Here is a 14,583-nt window from a genome sequence, read left to right on the forward strand (position 1 = left end):
GCGTGCGTGGTCGTGGTGTTTGTCGGATCCGGCGGGGGCACGGCCGAGAGTAGGGCCGTGAGGTCGCGCGAGACCTCGCCGGGGTTGGAACAGCCGTGGGAGATGAGCGCGCGGGAGCGCGGCTTCGGTCAGGCCGTATCGGATATGGACGGCGTCGTGGTTCCCGGGAACTCGAATGTGCCGGAGTCGTCCGTCGGTCTACGTGCGTTGCGCGGAGTCGTCCCGAATCTCACTGCGGAGAACGTGTTTGAGGATCTTGCCGGAAGGGTTGCGCGGGATGTCACGGACGATCAGATCGCGCGGCAGTTTGTAGTCCGCGACGTATTCGGCGGCGTACGTCCGCAGCTCCTCGAGGGTCACCTCGCGACCGGGAACCGGGGTCACGATCGCGACGATGGTCTCCCCGAATGTGGCGTGGTCCAGGCCGACGACGGCAACGTCCTGGACGTCGGGGTGCCCCGCGAGGGCGTTCTCGACCTCGATCGAGTAGACGTTGCGGCCGCCGGTGATGATCATGTCCTTGAGCCGGTCGACGATCGTGATGAAACCGTCGGCGTCGCGGACGGCGAGGTCCCCGGTGTGCAGCCACCCGTCTCGGATGGTCTCGGCGGTGGCCTCGGGCTTGTTCCAGTAGCCCTTCATGATGGTCTCGCCGCGCAGGATGATCTCGCCGGTCATCCCCGTCGGGACATCGTTGCCATCCGGATCGACCAGCCGGAACTCGGCATTCGTGATCGGCCAGCGTCCCGTCGCATCGGGACGGACGGCGACCTCGTCAGGCGTGGAGTAGATGCCGGTGGGGCCACCCTCGGTCGGCCCGCACAGCTGGAAGAAGCCGACGTCCGGGAAGGTCGTCACGAGTTTCGCGACCGCAGTCGGCGGCATCGGTGCCGCCCCGAAGAAGCCGAGCCGCCAGTGCGAGAGGTCGCGCCGCTCGAGGTCGGGGACCGTCAACATCATCTGATACATGGTGGGAACACCGAGGAAGACGGTGATCCGGTATCGCTCGATCGAGGGCGTCGAGGACGGCGGCGGGCTCGAATGCCGGCAACACGACGTGGGTGGTGCCCATCGAGAAGCCGCTGAGCACGAACAGCACCAGTTCGGCGCAGTGGTACATCGGTGCCACGTGCAGGTTCCGGTCGAAGGAGTTGACGCCGAGCGAGGACACCGCGTGGCCGACCCACAGCAGCCGGTGGTGATCGAACAGCGCACCCTTCGGTTTCCCGGTGGTGCCGGAGGTGTAGATGATCATGCAGTCGTCGTCCTCGCGCACCTCGACCTGTGGGTCGCTGTCCGGCATGGAGGACGCCAGCTGGACGAAATCGTCGAAGCCGTCCGCGCCGTCCAGCGAAAGCGCCGGGGCAGCGGGCGCCTGCTCCAGCTTGGCCAGGTCCCGCACCGCCGCGACGGTGTCCCCACCGAACAGCAGCACCGACGCGCCGGAGTCCTCGAGCAGATACGCCAGCTCCCGGGCCGTGGACCGCGGGTTGAACGGGGAGACGATCGCGCCGACCTTGAACGCGCCGTACAGCGCGAGGAGGAAGCGGTCGGAGTTCGGCGACAGCACCGCCACGCGGTCGCCCTTCTGCACGCCGAGGGACAGCAGCGCGTTGGCGTACTGGTTGATTTCCCGGTCGAGCTGCCCGTAGCTGCGCTCGACGCCCTCGAAGATCAGCGCGGGCCGGTCCGGGTGGCGGCGTGCGTTCAATGTCAGTTGTCCACCAAGGGTTGCCATGATTCTCCTATGATCGGCGGGTGGTCTGCTAAGCAAATGTGGGGGGACGTTTGGTGAGGACGGCGTCGGCGCCCTCGGCGAAATCCGGTGTGCCGATGAGTTCGATCTGTCCGGCTCGTTCACGCTCGAGGGCGTGGTCGAGGTGGCCCAGGGTGGACGCGGCGAGCGCCCGTCTGGTCAGTTCGAGGGCGCGCCGCGGCCCGGCTCCCAGCGTGCCGGCGACGGCCTCGACATGGGCCGCGAGCTGGTCATCCGGCAGGATCCGGGCCACCAAGCCGGTCTGGGCGGCGTCGGTGGCGGAAAGCCGCTGCCCGAGCAGCGCTAATTCTGTAGCCCGCGCCCGGCCGATCGCCGCGGCGACGAGCGCGGTCGCGCCGCCGTCGGGCATCAGCCCGATGCTGGTGAACGACAACAGGAAATACGCGCTTTCGGCGGCGTAGGTGAGGTCTGCGGCGCAGGCGAGCGCCACTCCGTACCCGACCGCGGGGCCGTTGACGGCGGCGATGACGGGGACCGGCGCGGAGACGATGCCGCGGATCACCCGGTTCGCGGCGTCCATCACCACCTCGGGTTCCTCGCCCGTCACCGCGGTCAGATCCGCTCCCGTGCAGAAGGCTCTTCCCGCGCCGGTGAGCACGATCGCGCGGGCACCGGTCGCTTCCGCCCCGCTGATCGCGGTGTCGAGTGCGACCAGGTCGTCGACGCCGAGGGCGTTCATGCGGCCGGGCCGGTCGATCGTGATGTGAAGCAGGCGGCCGGTGCGGACGGTCCGGATAGCGGTCGGGGTCATCGGATCAGCCGAGCCGCTCGATGATGGTGACGTTGGCTTGTCCGCCGCCCTCGCACATGGTCTGCAACCCGTAGCGTCCGCCGGAGCGTTCGAGTTCGTGCAGCATGGTGGTCATCAGCCGGGTGCCGGTGGCGCCGATCGGGTGGCCGAGAGCGATGGCGCCGCCGTTGGGGTTCACCCGCTCCGGGTCGGCGCCGGTCTCCTGCAACCACGCCATCACGACCGGGGCGAACGCCTCGTTGACCTCGAACACGTCGAAGTCGTCGATGCGCATGCCGGTCCGCTCGAGTGCCCGTTCGGTGGCGGGGATCGGTGCGGCGAGCATCATGACCGGATCGGCGCCGAGCACGGTCAGGTGATGGATCCGGGCCCGCGGAGCCAGGTCGTGGCGGCGTACCGCCTCGGCGGAGGCGATGAGCATGCCCGAGGCGCCGTCGGAGATCTGGCTGGCGACCGCGGCGCTCAAGCGCCCCCCGGCGTGAGGCTCGGCAGGGCGGCCATCTTCTCCGGTGTGGTGTCGGCGCGCGGTCCTTCGTCGGTCGTCATCTGCTGGTAGGGGAGGATCTCGGCGGCGAAGCGTCCGCCGGCGATCGCCTGCAGCGCCCGGCGGTGGCTTTCCAGGGCGTACTGCTCCATCGCCTCCCGGTCGATTCCCCACTTTTCGGCGATCATCTCGGCGCCGCGGAACTGCGAGATCGTCTCGTCCCCGTAGCGGGCCCGCCACCTCGTCGAGCCCGAGTAGGGGTCGCGCACGCCGAACGCCTCGCCCGCGGTGACCGACGACATCAGTGGGATCTGGCTCATGTTCTGCACCCCGCCCGCGACGATGAGGTCGGCGGTGCCGCTCATCACGGCCTGCGCGGCGAAATGTACAGCCTGTTGCGAGGATCCGCACTGGCGGTCGATGGTCACGCCGGGCACTGTCTCGGGCAGGCCCGCAGCGAGGGCCGCGGTGCGGGCGATATCGCCCGCCTGCGGACCGATGTTGTCCAGGCAGCCGAGGATCACGTCGTCGACCGACGCGGGGTCGACACCGTTGCGTTCGACGAGTGCGCCGATCACATGGGCCGCGAGGTCGACCGGGTGTGCGGCGGCCAGTGCGCCGCGGCGGCGGCCTACCGGGGTGCGTGCCGCGTCGATGATGTATGCCTCTGGCATTGATGTCTCCGAATCGTCGTCTCAGGTGGTCGATGGTTGACGTGTGCGCGAGTGCAGGTAGGCGTCGAGCAGGACGGTCAGCACGACGCGGCCTTCGCTGTCGACCACGGTGCTCTCGGTGGTGACGAGGGCGCGTGCCCGGTCGTCGAACTGGATGTCGTCGATGACGACGGTGCCGGTCAGCACGTCTCCTGGACGCACGGGACGGCGGAACCGCAGATCTCGGATGCCGCGCCCGGCAATGGCCGCCCAGCTGTGCCCCACTGCGTCGAATGTCAGCCGTTGCAGGATCGCCAACGTGTGGATTCCACTGGCGATCAGGCCACCGAACTGGCCGTCCTGCGCCGCCGCCCGGTCGATGTGAAACCACTGGGGATCCCAGTGGGTGGCGAAGTCGACGAGTTCGGCCTCGGTCACCGTGTGTGAGCCCAAGTCGAAACGCTGGCCGATGCCCAGGTCCTCGGCGTATACAAGGCGTGTGTGCTCATGGTGCGATCCCACCTGCACGCCGACGGGTTTCACCGCGGCGCCATGCGGATCGCGCCGTCGAGGCGGATGGTTTCGCCGTTGAGCATCGGGTTGGTCACGATCGCCTCGACCAGCTGCGCGTACTCGGCGGGGTCGCCGAGCCGGTTCGGGTGCGGCACCTGCTGTCCCAGCGAAATCTGAGCCGCCTCGGGCAGCGTGCCCAGCAGCGGGGTCTTGAACAGGCCGGGCGCGATGGTGTTCACCCGGATCAGCAGCGACGCCAGGTCGCGGGCGATCGGCAGGGTGGCGCCGACGATCCCGCCCTTCGATGCCGAGTACGCGGCCTGTCCGATCTGCCCGTCGAAGGCCGCGACCGAGGCGGTGTTGACGATCACGCCGCGCTCGCCGTCGACGGGCTCGTTCTGCGACATCGCGTGCGCGGCGAGGCGGATGACGTTGAAGGTTCCGGTCAGGTTGACCTTGACGATCTTCTCGAATTCGGCCAGCGGGAACGGTCCGTTCTTACCGACGGTCTTGACGGCGTTGCCGATGCCGGCGCAGTTCACGGTGATTCGCAGTGAGGACTCCGCGTTGGCGCGCTCGACCGCCTCGGTGACCGCGGCCTCGTCGGTGACATCCGCCGGAGCGAATTCCACGGTGTCGCCGAGAGCAGCCAGCGCATCCGTGTTCGCGGTGGGCAGGTCGACGGCGATTACCCGGGCGCCCGACTTGGCGAGGGCGGTGACGGTGGCCAGTCCGAGGCCCGAGGCTCCGCCGGTGACGAGTGCGTTGGTTCCGGTGATATGCATGAATACTCCTGACGAAATAGGTTGAGAACATCGGGTTTTTGACAAAGTGAGGTGTGACTGACGCAGTGGTGTCACTGCGCGAAGGTCAACCTCATAAGGCGCGGCCGATGAGTTCCTTCATGATCTCGTTGGTGCCGCCGTAGATCTTCTGCACGCGGGAAGCGGCGTACATCTGCGCGATCGGGTACTCCATCATGTAGCCGTAGCCACCGAAGACCTGCAGGCAGCGGTCGACGATCTCGCACTGCTTGTCGCTGCCCCACAGCTTGGCCATCGACGCGGTCGCCGCGTCGAGGGTGCCGTCGAGGTGACGCTGGATGCAGTGGTCCATCAGGGTCTTGCCGGCCAGCACGTCGGTCTTGCACTCGGCGAGTACGAACTTCGTGTTCTGGAAGTTCAGGATCGGCTTGCCGAAGGCGTGACGTTCCTTGGCGTACCTGATGCTCTCCGCCACCGCGGCCTCGGCCACCGCGACACCGCCGACACCGAGGATCAGCCGCTCACGCTGCAGCTGACCCATCAGCTGGTAGAAGCCCTGCCCCTCGACGCCGCCGAGCAGATTCGCTGCCGGCACCCGCATGTCGGTGAACGACAACTCGCGGGTGTCCTGGCCGTGCTGGCCGATCTTGTCCAGCACCCGCCCACGCTCGAACCCCGGAAGATTCTCCGTCTCCGCGACGAGCAGCGAGATACCCTTGGAACCTTGGCTCGGGTCCGTTTTGGCGACGATGACGAGCAGGTCGCAGTGCGACGCGTTCGAGATGAACGTCTTCGAGCCGTTGATCACGTAGTGGCCGCCGTCGCGAACCGCGGTGGTCCGTACGGCCTGCAGGTCCGAGCCGGTGCCGGGTTCGGTCATCGCAATGGCGAGGACGCTCTCACCGCTCGCACATTTCGATAGCCAGCGCTTCTTCTGGTCCTCGGTGGCATAGGCGGCGATGTAGTGCGCGACGATCGTCGAGTGCACGGCGAAGCCGAACGCGGTGTCGTGGGCGTAGGCGATCTCCTGCTGCACGATCGCCTCGTGGCCGAAGTTGCCGCCCCCGCCGCCGTATTCTTCGGCGATGTCGAGGCACAGCAGTCCCGCGGCGCCGGCCTTGGTCCAGAACTCGCGGTCGACCTGGTGCTGCGCGGCCCAACGGTCCTGGTTCGGGGTGGCTTCCTTGCGGAAGAACTCGGCGGCGTGCTTACGCAGCAGCGCCTGATCGTCGGTCTCCCACGGGGAGCGGTAATCGGGGAACAGCTCGCTCATGATCGGTCCTACTTTCCGGTGAATTCGGGGGCGCGCTTGGCGAGGAACGCGGCCTGGCCCTCGCGGCTGTCGGCGGAATGGATGGCAACGTGAAAGTTGCGCTTCTCGTGCTCGAGTCCTTGCGCCAGAGAGGTTTCCAGGGCCTGGAGGGCGGCATCCTTGGCCAGCGCCACCGCGAGCGGTGAGTTGGCGGCGATCCGCTGCGCCATGGCGACCGCCGCTTCGAGGGCGGTGCCGTCCGGGACGGTCTCGGCGACGATGCCGGCCGCGCACGCCCGCTGTGCGGACAGGAAGTCGCCGGTGAGCAGTAGGGCCATCGCCTTGGACTTGCCGACGGCCTGAATCAGGCGCTGGGTTCCGCCGCCGCCCGGGATCACGCCGAGCTTCACCTCCGGGACACCGAACTTGGCGGATTCGCCGGCGATGACGATGTCGCAGGCAAGCGCCAACTCGCAGCCGCCGCCGAGTGCGAGGCCCTCGACCGCAGCGAGGACCGGCTTCGGGAATCGGCCCAGGTCGGCCCAGATGGTGCCGCCCAGCGCGGCTCGATCGCCGAGCAGCGACTGGTCGCGAATGGCGTCGAAATTGGTGATGTCGGCTCCGGCGCAGAAGATCCCGCCGGCGCCGGTGAGCACGATGGCACGGATCTCGTCGTCGTGCCGAGCCGCGACGAGCTCGGTGTTCAAGGCGGTGAGCACCGCCTCGTTCAGACTGTTGCGAGCCTTGGGCCGGTTGATCTCCAGGATCAGGAGGTGGCTGTCGCGGGCCGTGCGTAGCGGGGCGTTGTCGGGGTTCATCGGACGTCCTCGTAGACGTTGGTGTGCGCGGCGCGCATGGCCTTCTTGTCGAGCTTGCCGACGCTGGTGCGGGGCAGCTGGTCCAGATACAGGACGGTCTCGGGCAATTGCCATTTGGCGAATGCATCGGCGAGCAATTCGTGGATCTCCGACAGTGGAAGTTCCTGCCCGTCGGTCGTCACGACGAGTGCTACTGGACGCTCCTGCCACTTCGGGTGCGGGACGCCGATGACGGCCGCCTCGGCGATCTTCGGATGGGCAACGAGTGCGTTCTCCATGTCGATGGAGGAAATCCATTCGCCACCCGACTTGACCACGTCCTTGATCCGGTCGGTGATCTTCAAGTAACCATTCGGGTCGATGGTCCCGACATCGCCGCTACGCCAATACCCGTCGAGGAACTTGTCGGCGTCGTCGTCGAGCTTGTGATAGCGCTCGATGATCCACGGTCCGCGCAGCAGCACTTCACCCTGACTCGTGCCGTCGTGCGGGAGATCGTTGCCTTCCGCGTCGACGATCCGGATGTCGATGCCGTTGACCGGCAAACCCTGCTTACGCTTGAGATCCCACTTCTCCTCGTCCGAGATCACACCGCGCAGCGAGGGCTTCAGTCCCCGGTTCACCGCGACCAGAGGGGTGGTCTCGGTGGCGCCGTAGGCGTGGATGACGTCGGCTCCAGTGATGTCGTGGAAGTCGCGCATCAGCGACAGCGGCGGCTCGGTGGCACCGGACAGCAGCCGCGCGCGGGAGAAGTCCGGTGCGACCGCAAGCGTCTTGATGTAGTTCATCATGGGCTGGAAGATCGCCGGCGCACCGTTTGCGACGGTGACTTGCTCCGCGATCATCGCGTCCACGAGGACGGATGTGTCCTCGGCGATGTAGCGACCGGGCAGCACGATTTTTGCGGCACTGTAGGCGGCCGCCTGGGGTAGGCCCCAGCCCTGGCCGTGGAACATCGGCGTGATGAGCATGACGGCATCGTCGCTGCTCATCCCGAGTCCGGCGACCTCGGCGAGGGTGTGCAGGTAGATGCCGCGATGCGAGTAGTAGATGCCCTTGGGCCTGCCGGTGGTGCCGGTGGTGTAACACGCGCTGTAGGAGGAGGTTTCGTCGATGACCGGCCAGTCGATCTCCGGGCCGGCGTCCGCGAGCAGGTCCTCCCAGTGCACCGCGTGCGGGAGCGTGGTGGTGATGTCGGCCAGCGGCTTATCGGTCATCACCACCCACGTCTTCACGTTCGGCGTATGCGGTGCCAGCGCCTCGGCAACCGGAAGCAGCGACTCGTCGATGAGGACCACCGATGCATCACTGTGTCCGGTGACGTAAGCGAGATCCTCTGGCGCCAAACGCAGGTTCATCTGCAACATCACGGCAGCGAGGCCGGGAATCGCCCAGTACAGCTCGTAGTGCCGCTTGCTGTTCCAGTCGAGGATCCCGACCACATCGCCCGGCCCGACGCCGATCGAGCGAAGTGCATTGGCACTTCGTTGGATTCGCGCGTAGGCATCGGCGTAGGTGTACCGGTCCCAGCCGCCGTCCGCGGTGCGGTACACGATCTCCTGCTCGGGATAGGTGCGCGCGGCGTGCCGGATGATGGTGGTGGTGTTGAGTTGATAGTGGTCGCCGTGGGTGGAGGGCAGGCCCCTCACGATCTCGTGGCTCATGACGTCCTCAGATGCGTTCGATGATGGTGGCGTTCGCGGTGCCGGTGGCCTCGCAGACGGTCTGCAAGCCGAACCTCTTGCCGGAGCGTTCGAGTTCGCAGAGCAGGTCGGTGAGCATCCGGGCTCCGGTCGAGCCCAGCGGGTGGCCGAGGGCGACGGAGCCGCCGTTGACGTTCAGCTTGTCGTCCGGGACGCCGAATTCCCGTTGGAAGATCAGCGGCACACCGGCGAAGGCCTCGTTGACCTCGAACAGGTCGATCTCCTCGACGGCCAACCCGCTTCGGCCGAGCGCCTTGTGGGCGGCGTCGAGGATCGCGGTGAACTGGATGATCGGGTCGGCGGCGGCGACCGACAGCGCGCGGAACCGGGCGCGTGGGATGAGGCCGTTGCGCTCGGCGTACTCGCGGTCGGCGATCAGCAGCGCGGCCGCGCCGTCGCTGATCTGCGAGGAGTTGGCCGCCGTGGTCCGCCCGTCGGCGCCGAACACGGCTTTCAGGCTCGCCATCTTGGCGGGGTCGATGTGCTCGCGGATGCCCTCGTCCGAGTCGATGACCGGACCGGTCGGGTCGTCGGGGTCGGCGGTGATCGGCACCATCTGGTCGCGGAACTTCCCGGCCCGCGTCGCGGCGTGCGCCCGCTCGTGGCTGCGAGCGCTGAACGCGTCCAACGCCGCTCGGCTCAGGTCGAACCTCTCGTTCATCAGCTCCGACGACGGGCCCTGCGCCATCAGCCCACCGTCGTAGCGGTCGAGTTCGCGCGGGCTGTACTGCGGGCCGAGCGGCGCGCCGGGCAGGAACGCCGGAGGCATCGGCACCCGTGACATCGACTCGACGCCGCAGGCGATCACCAGGTCGTGGGAACCCGCCATCACCGCCTGGGCGGCGAAGCTGACCGCCTGCTGCCCTGAACCGCACTGGCGGTCGATCGTCACCGCGGGGACCGACTCGGGCAGCCCGGCGGCGAGCACCGCGTGGCGGCCGAGATTGCCCGACTGGACATCGTGCTGGATGACGCAGCCGGTGATGACGTCCTCGATCGCGGCGGGGTCGACGCCGGCGCGGGCCACAAGCTCCCGCAGCGTCTGCCCGAGCAGGTCCACCGGATGCCATGCGCTGAGGATCCCTCCGCGACGGCCGACCGGGGTCCGGACCGCGCCGACGATAACGGCCTCGCGAACACTCATGACAAAGCTCCTTGTGCTGAATTACGGGGTGCCGAATCGCGGATTCCGATCAGGGGAATGTCGAGGCGCTTCGCGACCTCCTCCCATTCGCGCGTCGGCTTGGAAAGAAACGTCTGCTCGAGCTCCTCCTGGGTGCCCTCGACACCGAGACCGGCGCGGGCGCGCTCCCAGAAGTGCGGCTCGAGCGCGGCCAGCGCGACGTGGCCGTCGGAGCTGGAGTAGATCCGGTAACCGGGATGCGCCCCGCCGAGCGGCGCGCCCGCTCCCATCAGACCGTGCCGAACTGCGGCGCCGGCGTCGGCGGCCGCCTGTTCGAGGACGACCCGCTCGCGGTGTCCCACGCCGGACTCCGCGGCCACGCGCAGGGCGAGCAGGGCCGCGGACACGGCGCGCTCGGCGCCGAGCAGGTCGGCCACCGGGACGGTCGGCATCGTCGGCGGCTGGAGAGTGCCGTGCAGGGCCTGGTACGTCAGGTCATGGCCGGGCTGCTCCGCCGCGATCCCGTCGTGCCCGACGATCTCGATATGCGACAGGTGCGGATTCGCCGCGGTCAACTCGTCCAGGCCGAGCTTGACCAGCGCCGAGGGGCGCATGGCGGTGAGCATCAGGTCGGCACGCGACAGCTCGCGCGCCGCCACCGCCCGATCAGCGGGGTCCTTGAGGTCGAGGGTCACGACCCGCTGGCCCACAGTGAGCTCGTCGTACCACGTCGGCGCCACGGCCCGCAGCGGGTCGCCGGCCGGCGGTTCGATCTTGGTGACGGTGGCGCCCAGCGCCCGTAGCCGCGCGGCGGCGAGCGGGCCCGGCAGATTGATCGCGAGCGACACCACCTGCACGCCCTGCAGCGAACTCGACTGCGACATCATCAACCCCTTTTTGACTATACTGATGTATAGCCATTAATGCGCATGTACTGTCTAATGTCAAGGGTGTATGCTTTTTTCTCTGATAGGAGGCAATTTCTGTGACCGACCCCCGCGCCAGTGACGAGGACCTCACCGCGAAGGCCCGCATTCGCAACGCCGCGCTCGACCTCTACGCCGAGCGCGGCGAGGATCGCGTCTCGATGCGCGCCGTCGCCGCCGCCGCCGGGGTCGCCGTGGGATTGGTGCAGCACCACTTCAAGACCAAGGACGGGCTACGCGTCGCCGTCGAGCAACTGGTCGTCGACTATTACGCTCTGGCGATCGCCTCTGTGCCGGACGAGGGCGCCCCAGCGCAGGTCGCCGCCGCTCGAGACGAGGCGGTGCGGCACATGCTCGCGACGCATCCGACGGTGGTGAACTACATCCGGCGCGCTGTGCTCGATCCGCAGGGAAAGAGCGAGTTACTCGAGCGGCTGACCGACCTGAGTCGCAGAGAGATCTCCAAACTCCGCTATTCGGGCAAGACCTCGACACGGCGATCCGAGTCCTCACAGGTCATCGGGCTGATGGTTCGTCAGCTGGGGCAGCTGCTCATGCAGCCGATGATCGATGACATGTGTGACTTCCTCGACCGGACGGGCGTGCCGCACAGCGACAAACTGACGCTCTCCGTGACCGTAATCTAGCGGTAGTTTGTTGGGTCAGGTCGGAGGTAGAGGTGCAGGCCGTGGCCTGTTTCGCGGCTCAGGAGAGACTTCCGCCGACATGCGTCGTCAGGTCCTGAGCGGTCATCCGCCACCCTTCGACTCGCGCTACTCGTCGTCGTCGGCGTCCGGGTCGCGCAGCGGTCGGTGAACTCCGCTGGGGTCGGGCAGGTGGAAGCTGTAGTGCCCGTCGATGCCGATGTGGGCGCGCACGAACGCCGACAATCGCTCGACATCGGTGTCGAGCACCGGGTATCCGCCGGCTCGCAGCGCGGCGAGGGCGCGGTTCTCGTAGACGGTGTTCCACACGACGACGCAATTGAGCACCAATCCCAGCGCCGAGAGCTGGTCTTCCATGCCCTCGTAGTAGGCGCGGGTCATCTCGCCCTTGCGGCCGTGATAGATCGTGCGCGCCAGGTCGTGACGACCCTCGACGAGATTGGACTGGGCCTTGCCCTCGCGCCGGTAAGGTTCGTCGTCGGCCAGGCGCAGGATGTGCAGGGTCTTGAAGATCCGCCCGAAATGGGCGATGGCCTGGCCCAACGCGGTCGGCTGCCCGTCGCGGGAGATCATCCTGGTGACCTCGTGCGCCGACACCTCACCGGAGTGGATCGACACCGCGATCCGGCACATGTCCTCCCAGTGCGCGGCGATCTTGGCGGTGTCGATCACCCCGCGCGCCGCCTTGTCCAGCGGCCCGTAGTCGGCTCGGGCGTCGATGCGCCACAACCGCTGATCGGGCAGGTTCGCCAGCTGCGGCCGGTACTGGCGGCCGATCAGATGCAGCAGTCCGAACACGATGTCGGAATACGACCCGGTGTCGGTGATGATGACCTCCGGAATCCGCCCGCCGTGCTGGGACACGATCACGTCGATGGTGTGCAGCGAATCGCGAGGTGTTCCGCGCAGCACCTTGCCTGCCAGCCCGGCGGACTGGTCGTTGAGCATGTTCAACCAGGTGATGCCCAGTTTCCGGCCGAAGTACTTCGGGTTCGGGCGGGCGTTATGGGTGCGCACGGGCACCACGAACCGCATCCCGTCCACCGAGGCGACCAGCCCGCCGCCCCACGCTTGGGCCAGGGGGATGTCGGCCTGGGCGTCGACCAGCACGGCGTTGGCCGCCTCGATGGTCTCGGCCCGCACGTAGCACTGGTCGACGTGCAGCAGCCGATCCCTGGTCAGGGCGTCGACACCAGGCGTTGTCACCGGTTTGAACCCGACGTTCATCGCATAGGAACAGAGCACGGCCGCCACCGACAAGCCGAGGTCGGCGACGCGGGCCTCGTTGCCCGAGGTGTGGGTGAACGCCTCGGTGAAACCGGGATGCCAGCTCATCACCTCCGTGACCAGTTCCGGCAGGTCCACACGCGGGATCATCGCCTCCACCCGGCGGCGCAGGTCGACCAGCGACGCGGGCTCGGCCTTGGCGTCCAGCGCGGCGACGTGCAGTTTGCCGTCGGCGTCGATGCTGGCTGGGGTGTCCTCGCCCAGCCGTGCGGCCAACTCCCGATAAGCGGTCTCCAACGCCGTCGCGTGATCGGTCAGCAGCTGCGTCGGCGCGGCGGGCAGGCCCAGCGCGTTCATGCCGGCGTCACGCGCAGCCTCCCAGGCTTCGCCTGCCAGCAGGTGCGCCCGCGGGTCGCGCCACCGCGACGAACGCACCGCGAAGATGCTGCGGTGCTTGAGGTGTCGGTGGAACTGTTCCAACACGCAGATCGTGTAGGAGTTCCGGTCGACGGTGCCCTCCGGTCGGCCCGGCGTGTAGATCAAGCGCTTCCACGCGCCGACGATCAAGTCGTGGTCGACCTTGCGGGCGTCCAGCAGGTTTGCCGGGATCTTGCCCGACGACCTGGATGTCAGCAGCTCGGCGAGGGTCTTCATTGCCGCCAGGACGGCGGCGCCGTCACTGGTCGCGCCGAACTCGATCGTGTCCATCAGCATCGACAGGAACGGGCGGACCGTGGCGAACTTGCCGGCCAACTCGATCAACCGCTGCCCATCCAGCTCCGCGTCGTCGGCGGGCACCAGCTCGTCGACCGCCTGGACCGCGTGCCGCAACTCGGCCCGGGTGACGGTCTTCTCGATCATGTCCAACACCACGCCCAGCCCGACGTCCTGGTTGACCTCGACCATCTCCAGCAGCACCTTCACCGCTGCCGCGAGCTTGCCTGCGTTGCGTGACACCCTCGGATAGCGACGCAGCTTCTCCTCGCGAGACTCCCGCTCGGCCTTGGACAGAAGCTTCGTCGTCATCAACATGTCGAAGGTCTCCAACACGTCGTCGACCGCCCGCGCGCTCAACACAACGACCGTCGCGGCCAGCACCGCCAAGCGCTGCTCACGCGTGGGCAGCCGCCGCAGCGCGGCGGCCTTGCTCGCCAACCCGTAGGTCGCCAACCCCGTCAACCGACGCGGCGGGATCGCCCTCACGTCGATGCTGTCCACCCCGACCGCTTGCAGGTCGACAACCCTGCGCAGCGCCGCGAGCATCCCCTTCGACGACGCCTTGAACACGCCCTTGCGCAGCCGCTCCAGCTCGCTGACCTTCTGCCCGCCCTCCGCAGGAACCTCCAGCAGCCGCAACAAGGCAGACGCGGACTCCGAGGTCAGCTGCTCGCCGAGCTGGCGCCACAACCGGGCGTCCGCCGCGTTGCGGCCGTCGCCGATCAGCCGCTCCAACGTGGTGATCCCCGGCAGCAGCGCCTGACGCTTCCGCAGCCATGTCACTGCGTCGCCGAAGATCGCCTTCGGTCCGTCGCCGGTCATCCACGCCTGGTCGACGATCCACGACGTGAGCTCCGACTCCATCTCGCCGAACGGCTTGAGTCCGTACACCTGCTGGATTTCCCAGGCGTGTTCGAGCTTGGTCTTCTCCCGATCGGTGTACCGCTTCACCATCGACGGATCGGAGATCTCCAACTGCTCGGCCAGATACTCGATCAACGCGGGCGGGACATCCAGCGGATCAGCCAGGAACATTCCCAGGTGACGCACCGTCACCACCTGCACCGCGAACCCCAGACGGTTGTAGTCGCGCCGCCGCGCAGCGATCAGCCGCCGGTCCTCGTCATCCAAGTAGCAGTAACGCTCCAGCTCCTGCCGAGACAACGCACCGAACCGGCCATAGCCGCCCTCATCAGTCACGACGACATGA

At 67.7% G+C, this 14,583-nt stretch carries 11 protein-coding genes and 2 pseudogenes; 1 reads left to right on the plus strand and 12 read right to left on the minus strand.

Annotation, left to right across the window (positions count from 1 at the left end; translation table 11 throughout):
• Positions 1-198 precede the first annotated feature (198 nt).
• The 11 genes and pseudogenes from ACNQVK_RS03880 to ACNQVK_RS03930 form a co-directional block, all read right to left on the minus strand.
• Complete coding sequence (locus ACNQVK_RS03880) at positions 199-969, minus strand: class I adenylate-forming enzyme family protein (RefSeq protein WP_327037083.1); 771 nt, start codon at positions 967-969, stop codon at positions 199-201.
• 97 nt (positions 970-1,066) lie between these two features.
• A pseudogene (locus ACNQVK_RS03885) lies at positions 1,067-1,738 on the minus strand (AMP-binding protein); the annotation flags it as partial.
• A gap of 28 nt (positions 1,739-1,766) precedes the next feature.
• Entirely contained in the window at positions 1,767-2,528 is a 762-nt protein-coding gene (locus tag ACNQVK_RS03890) for an enoyl-CoA hydratase (RefSeq protein ID WP_011331210.1), read from the minus strand.
• 4 nt (positions 2,529-2,532) lie between these two features.
• Positions 2,533-3,686, minus strand: a pseudogene (locus ACNQVK_RS03895) (acetyl-CoA C-acetyltransferase).
• Between the two features lie 21 nt (positions 3,687-3,707).
• Complete coding sequence (locus ACNQVK_RS03900) at positions 3,708-4,208, minus strand: MaoC family dehydratase (protein WP_011331212.1); 501 nt, start codon at positions 4,206-4,208, stop codon at positions 3,708-3,710.
• Positions 4,205-4,963 carry a 3-hydroxyacyl-CoA dehydrogenase gene (locus ACNQVK_RS03905; protein WP_011331213.1) on the minus strand — a complete coding sequence of 253 codons (759 nt, stop codon included), beginning with the start codon at positions 4,961-4,963 and terminating at the stop codon, positions 4,205-4,207. Before ACNQVK_RS03905 ends, ACNQVK_RS03900 begins: the two co-directional genes overlap by 4 nt.
• 91 nt (positions 4,964-5,054) lie before the next feature.
• Positions 5,055-6,215: an acyl-CoA dehydrogenase family protein gene (locus ACNQVK_RS03910; RefSeq protein ID WP_011331214.1), complete on the minus strand. Its 1,161-nt coding sequence runs from the start codon at positions 6,213-6,215 to the stop codon at positions 5,055-5,057.
• Between the two features lie 8 nt (positions 6,216-6,223).
• The gene (locus ACNQVK_RS03915; RefSeq protein WP_011331215.1) at positions 6,224-7,012 is read right to left on the minus strand and encodes an enoyl-CoA hydratase/isomerase family protein; all 789 of its coding nucleotides are present in this window, start codon (positions 7,010-7,012) and stop codon (positions 6,224-6,226) included.
• Entirely contained in the window at positions 7,009-8,676 is a 1,668-nt protein-coding gene (locus tag ACNQVK_RS03920; protein WP_011331216.1) for a long-chain-fatty-acid--CoA ligase, read from the minus strand. The genes ACNQVK_RS03915 and ACNQVK_RS03920 overlap by 4 nt, the downstream gene beginning before the upstream one ends.
• A gap of 7 nt (positions 8,677-8,683) precedes the next feature.
• Positions 8,684-9,859, minus strand: a complete 1,176-nt coding sequence (locus ACNQVK_RS03925; RefSeq protein WP_011331217.1) for a thiolase family protein — start codon at positions 9,857-9,859, stop codon at positions 8,684-8,686.
• Complete coding sequence (locus ACNQVK_RS03930) at positions 9,856-10,722, minus strand: CoA transferase (RefSeq protein ID WP_011331218.1); 867 nt, start codon at positions 10,720-10,722, stop codon at positions 9,856-9,858. Before ACNQVK_RS03930 ends, ACNQVK_RS03925 begins: the two co-directional genes overlap by 4 nt.
• A gap of 101 nt (positions 10,723-10,823) precedes the next feature.
• On the opposite strand from ACNQVK_RS03930, the gene ACNQVK_RS03935 reads away from it, so the two are divergent.
• Positions 10,824-11,411, plus strand: coding sequence for a TetR/AcrR family transcriptional regulator (locus ACNQVK_RS03935; protein ID WP_011331219.1), 588 nt, complete (start codon positions 10,824-10,826; stop codon positions 11,409-11,411).
• A 126-nt stretch (positions 11,412-11,537) separates the two neighbouring features.
• Here the strand turns inward: ACNQVK_RS03935 and ACNQVK_RS03940 are convergent, their stop codons facing one another.
• On the minus strand, positions 11,538-14,573 hold the full coding sequence (locus ACNQVK_RS03940; protein ID WP_011331220.1) for a Tn3 family transposase: 3,036 nt from the start codon (positions 14,571-14,573) through the stop codon (positions 11,538-11,540).
• Positions 14,574-14,583: the final 10 nt, after the last annotated feature.

The sequence above is a fragment of the Mycobacterium sp. 134 genome (assembly GCF_048282715.1).
GTDB classification, from domain to species: Bacteria; Actinomycetota; Actinomycetes; order Mycobacteriales; family Mycobacteriaceae; genus Mycobacterium; species Mycobacterium septicum.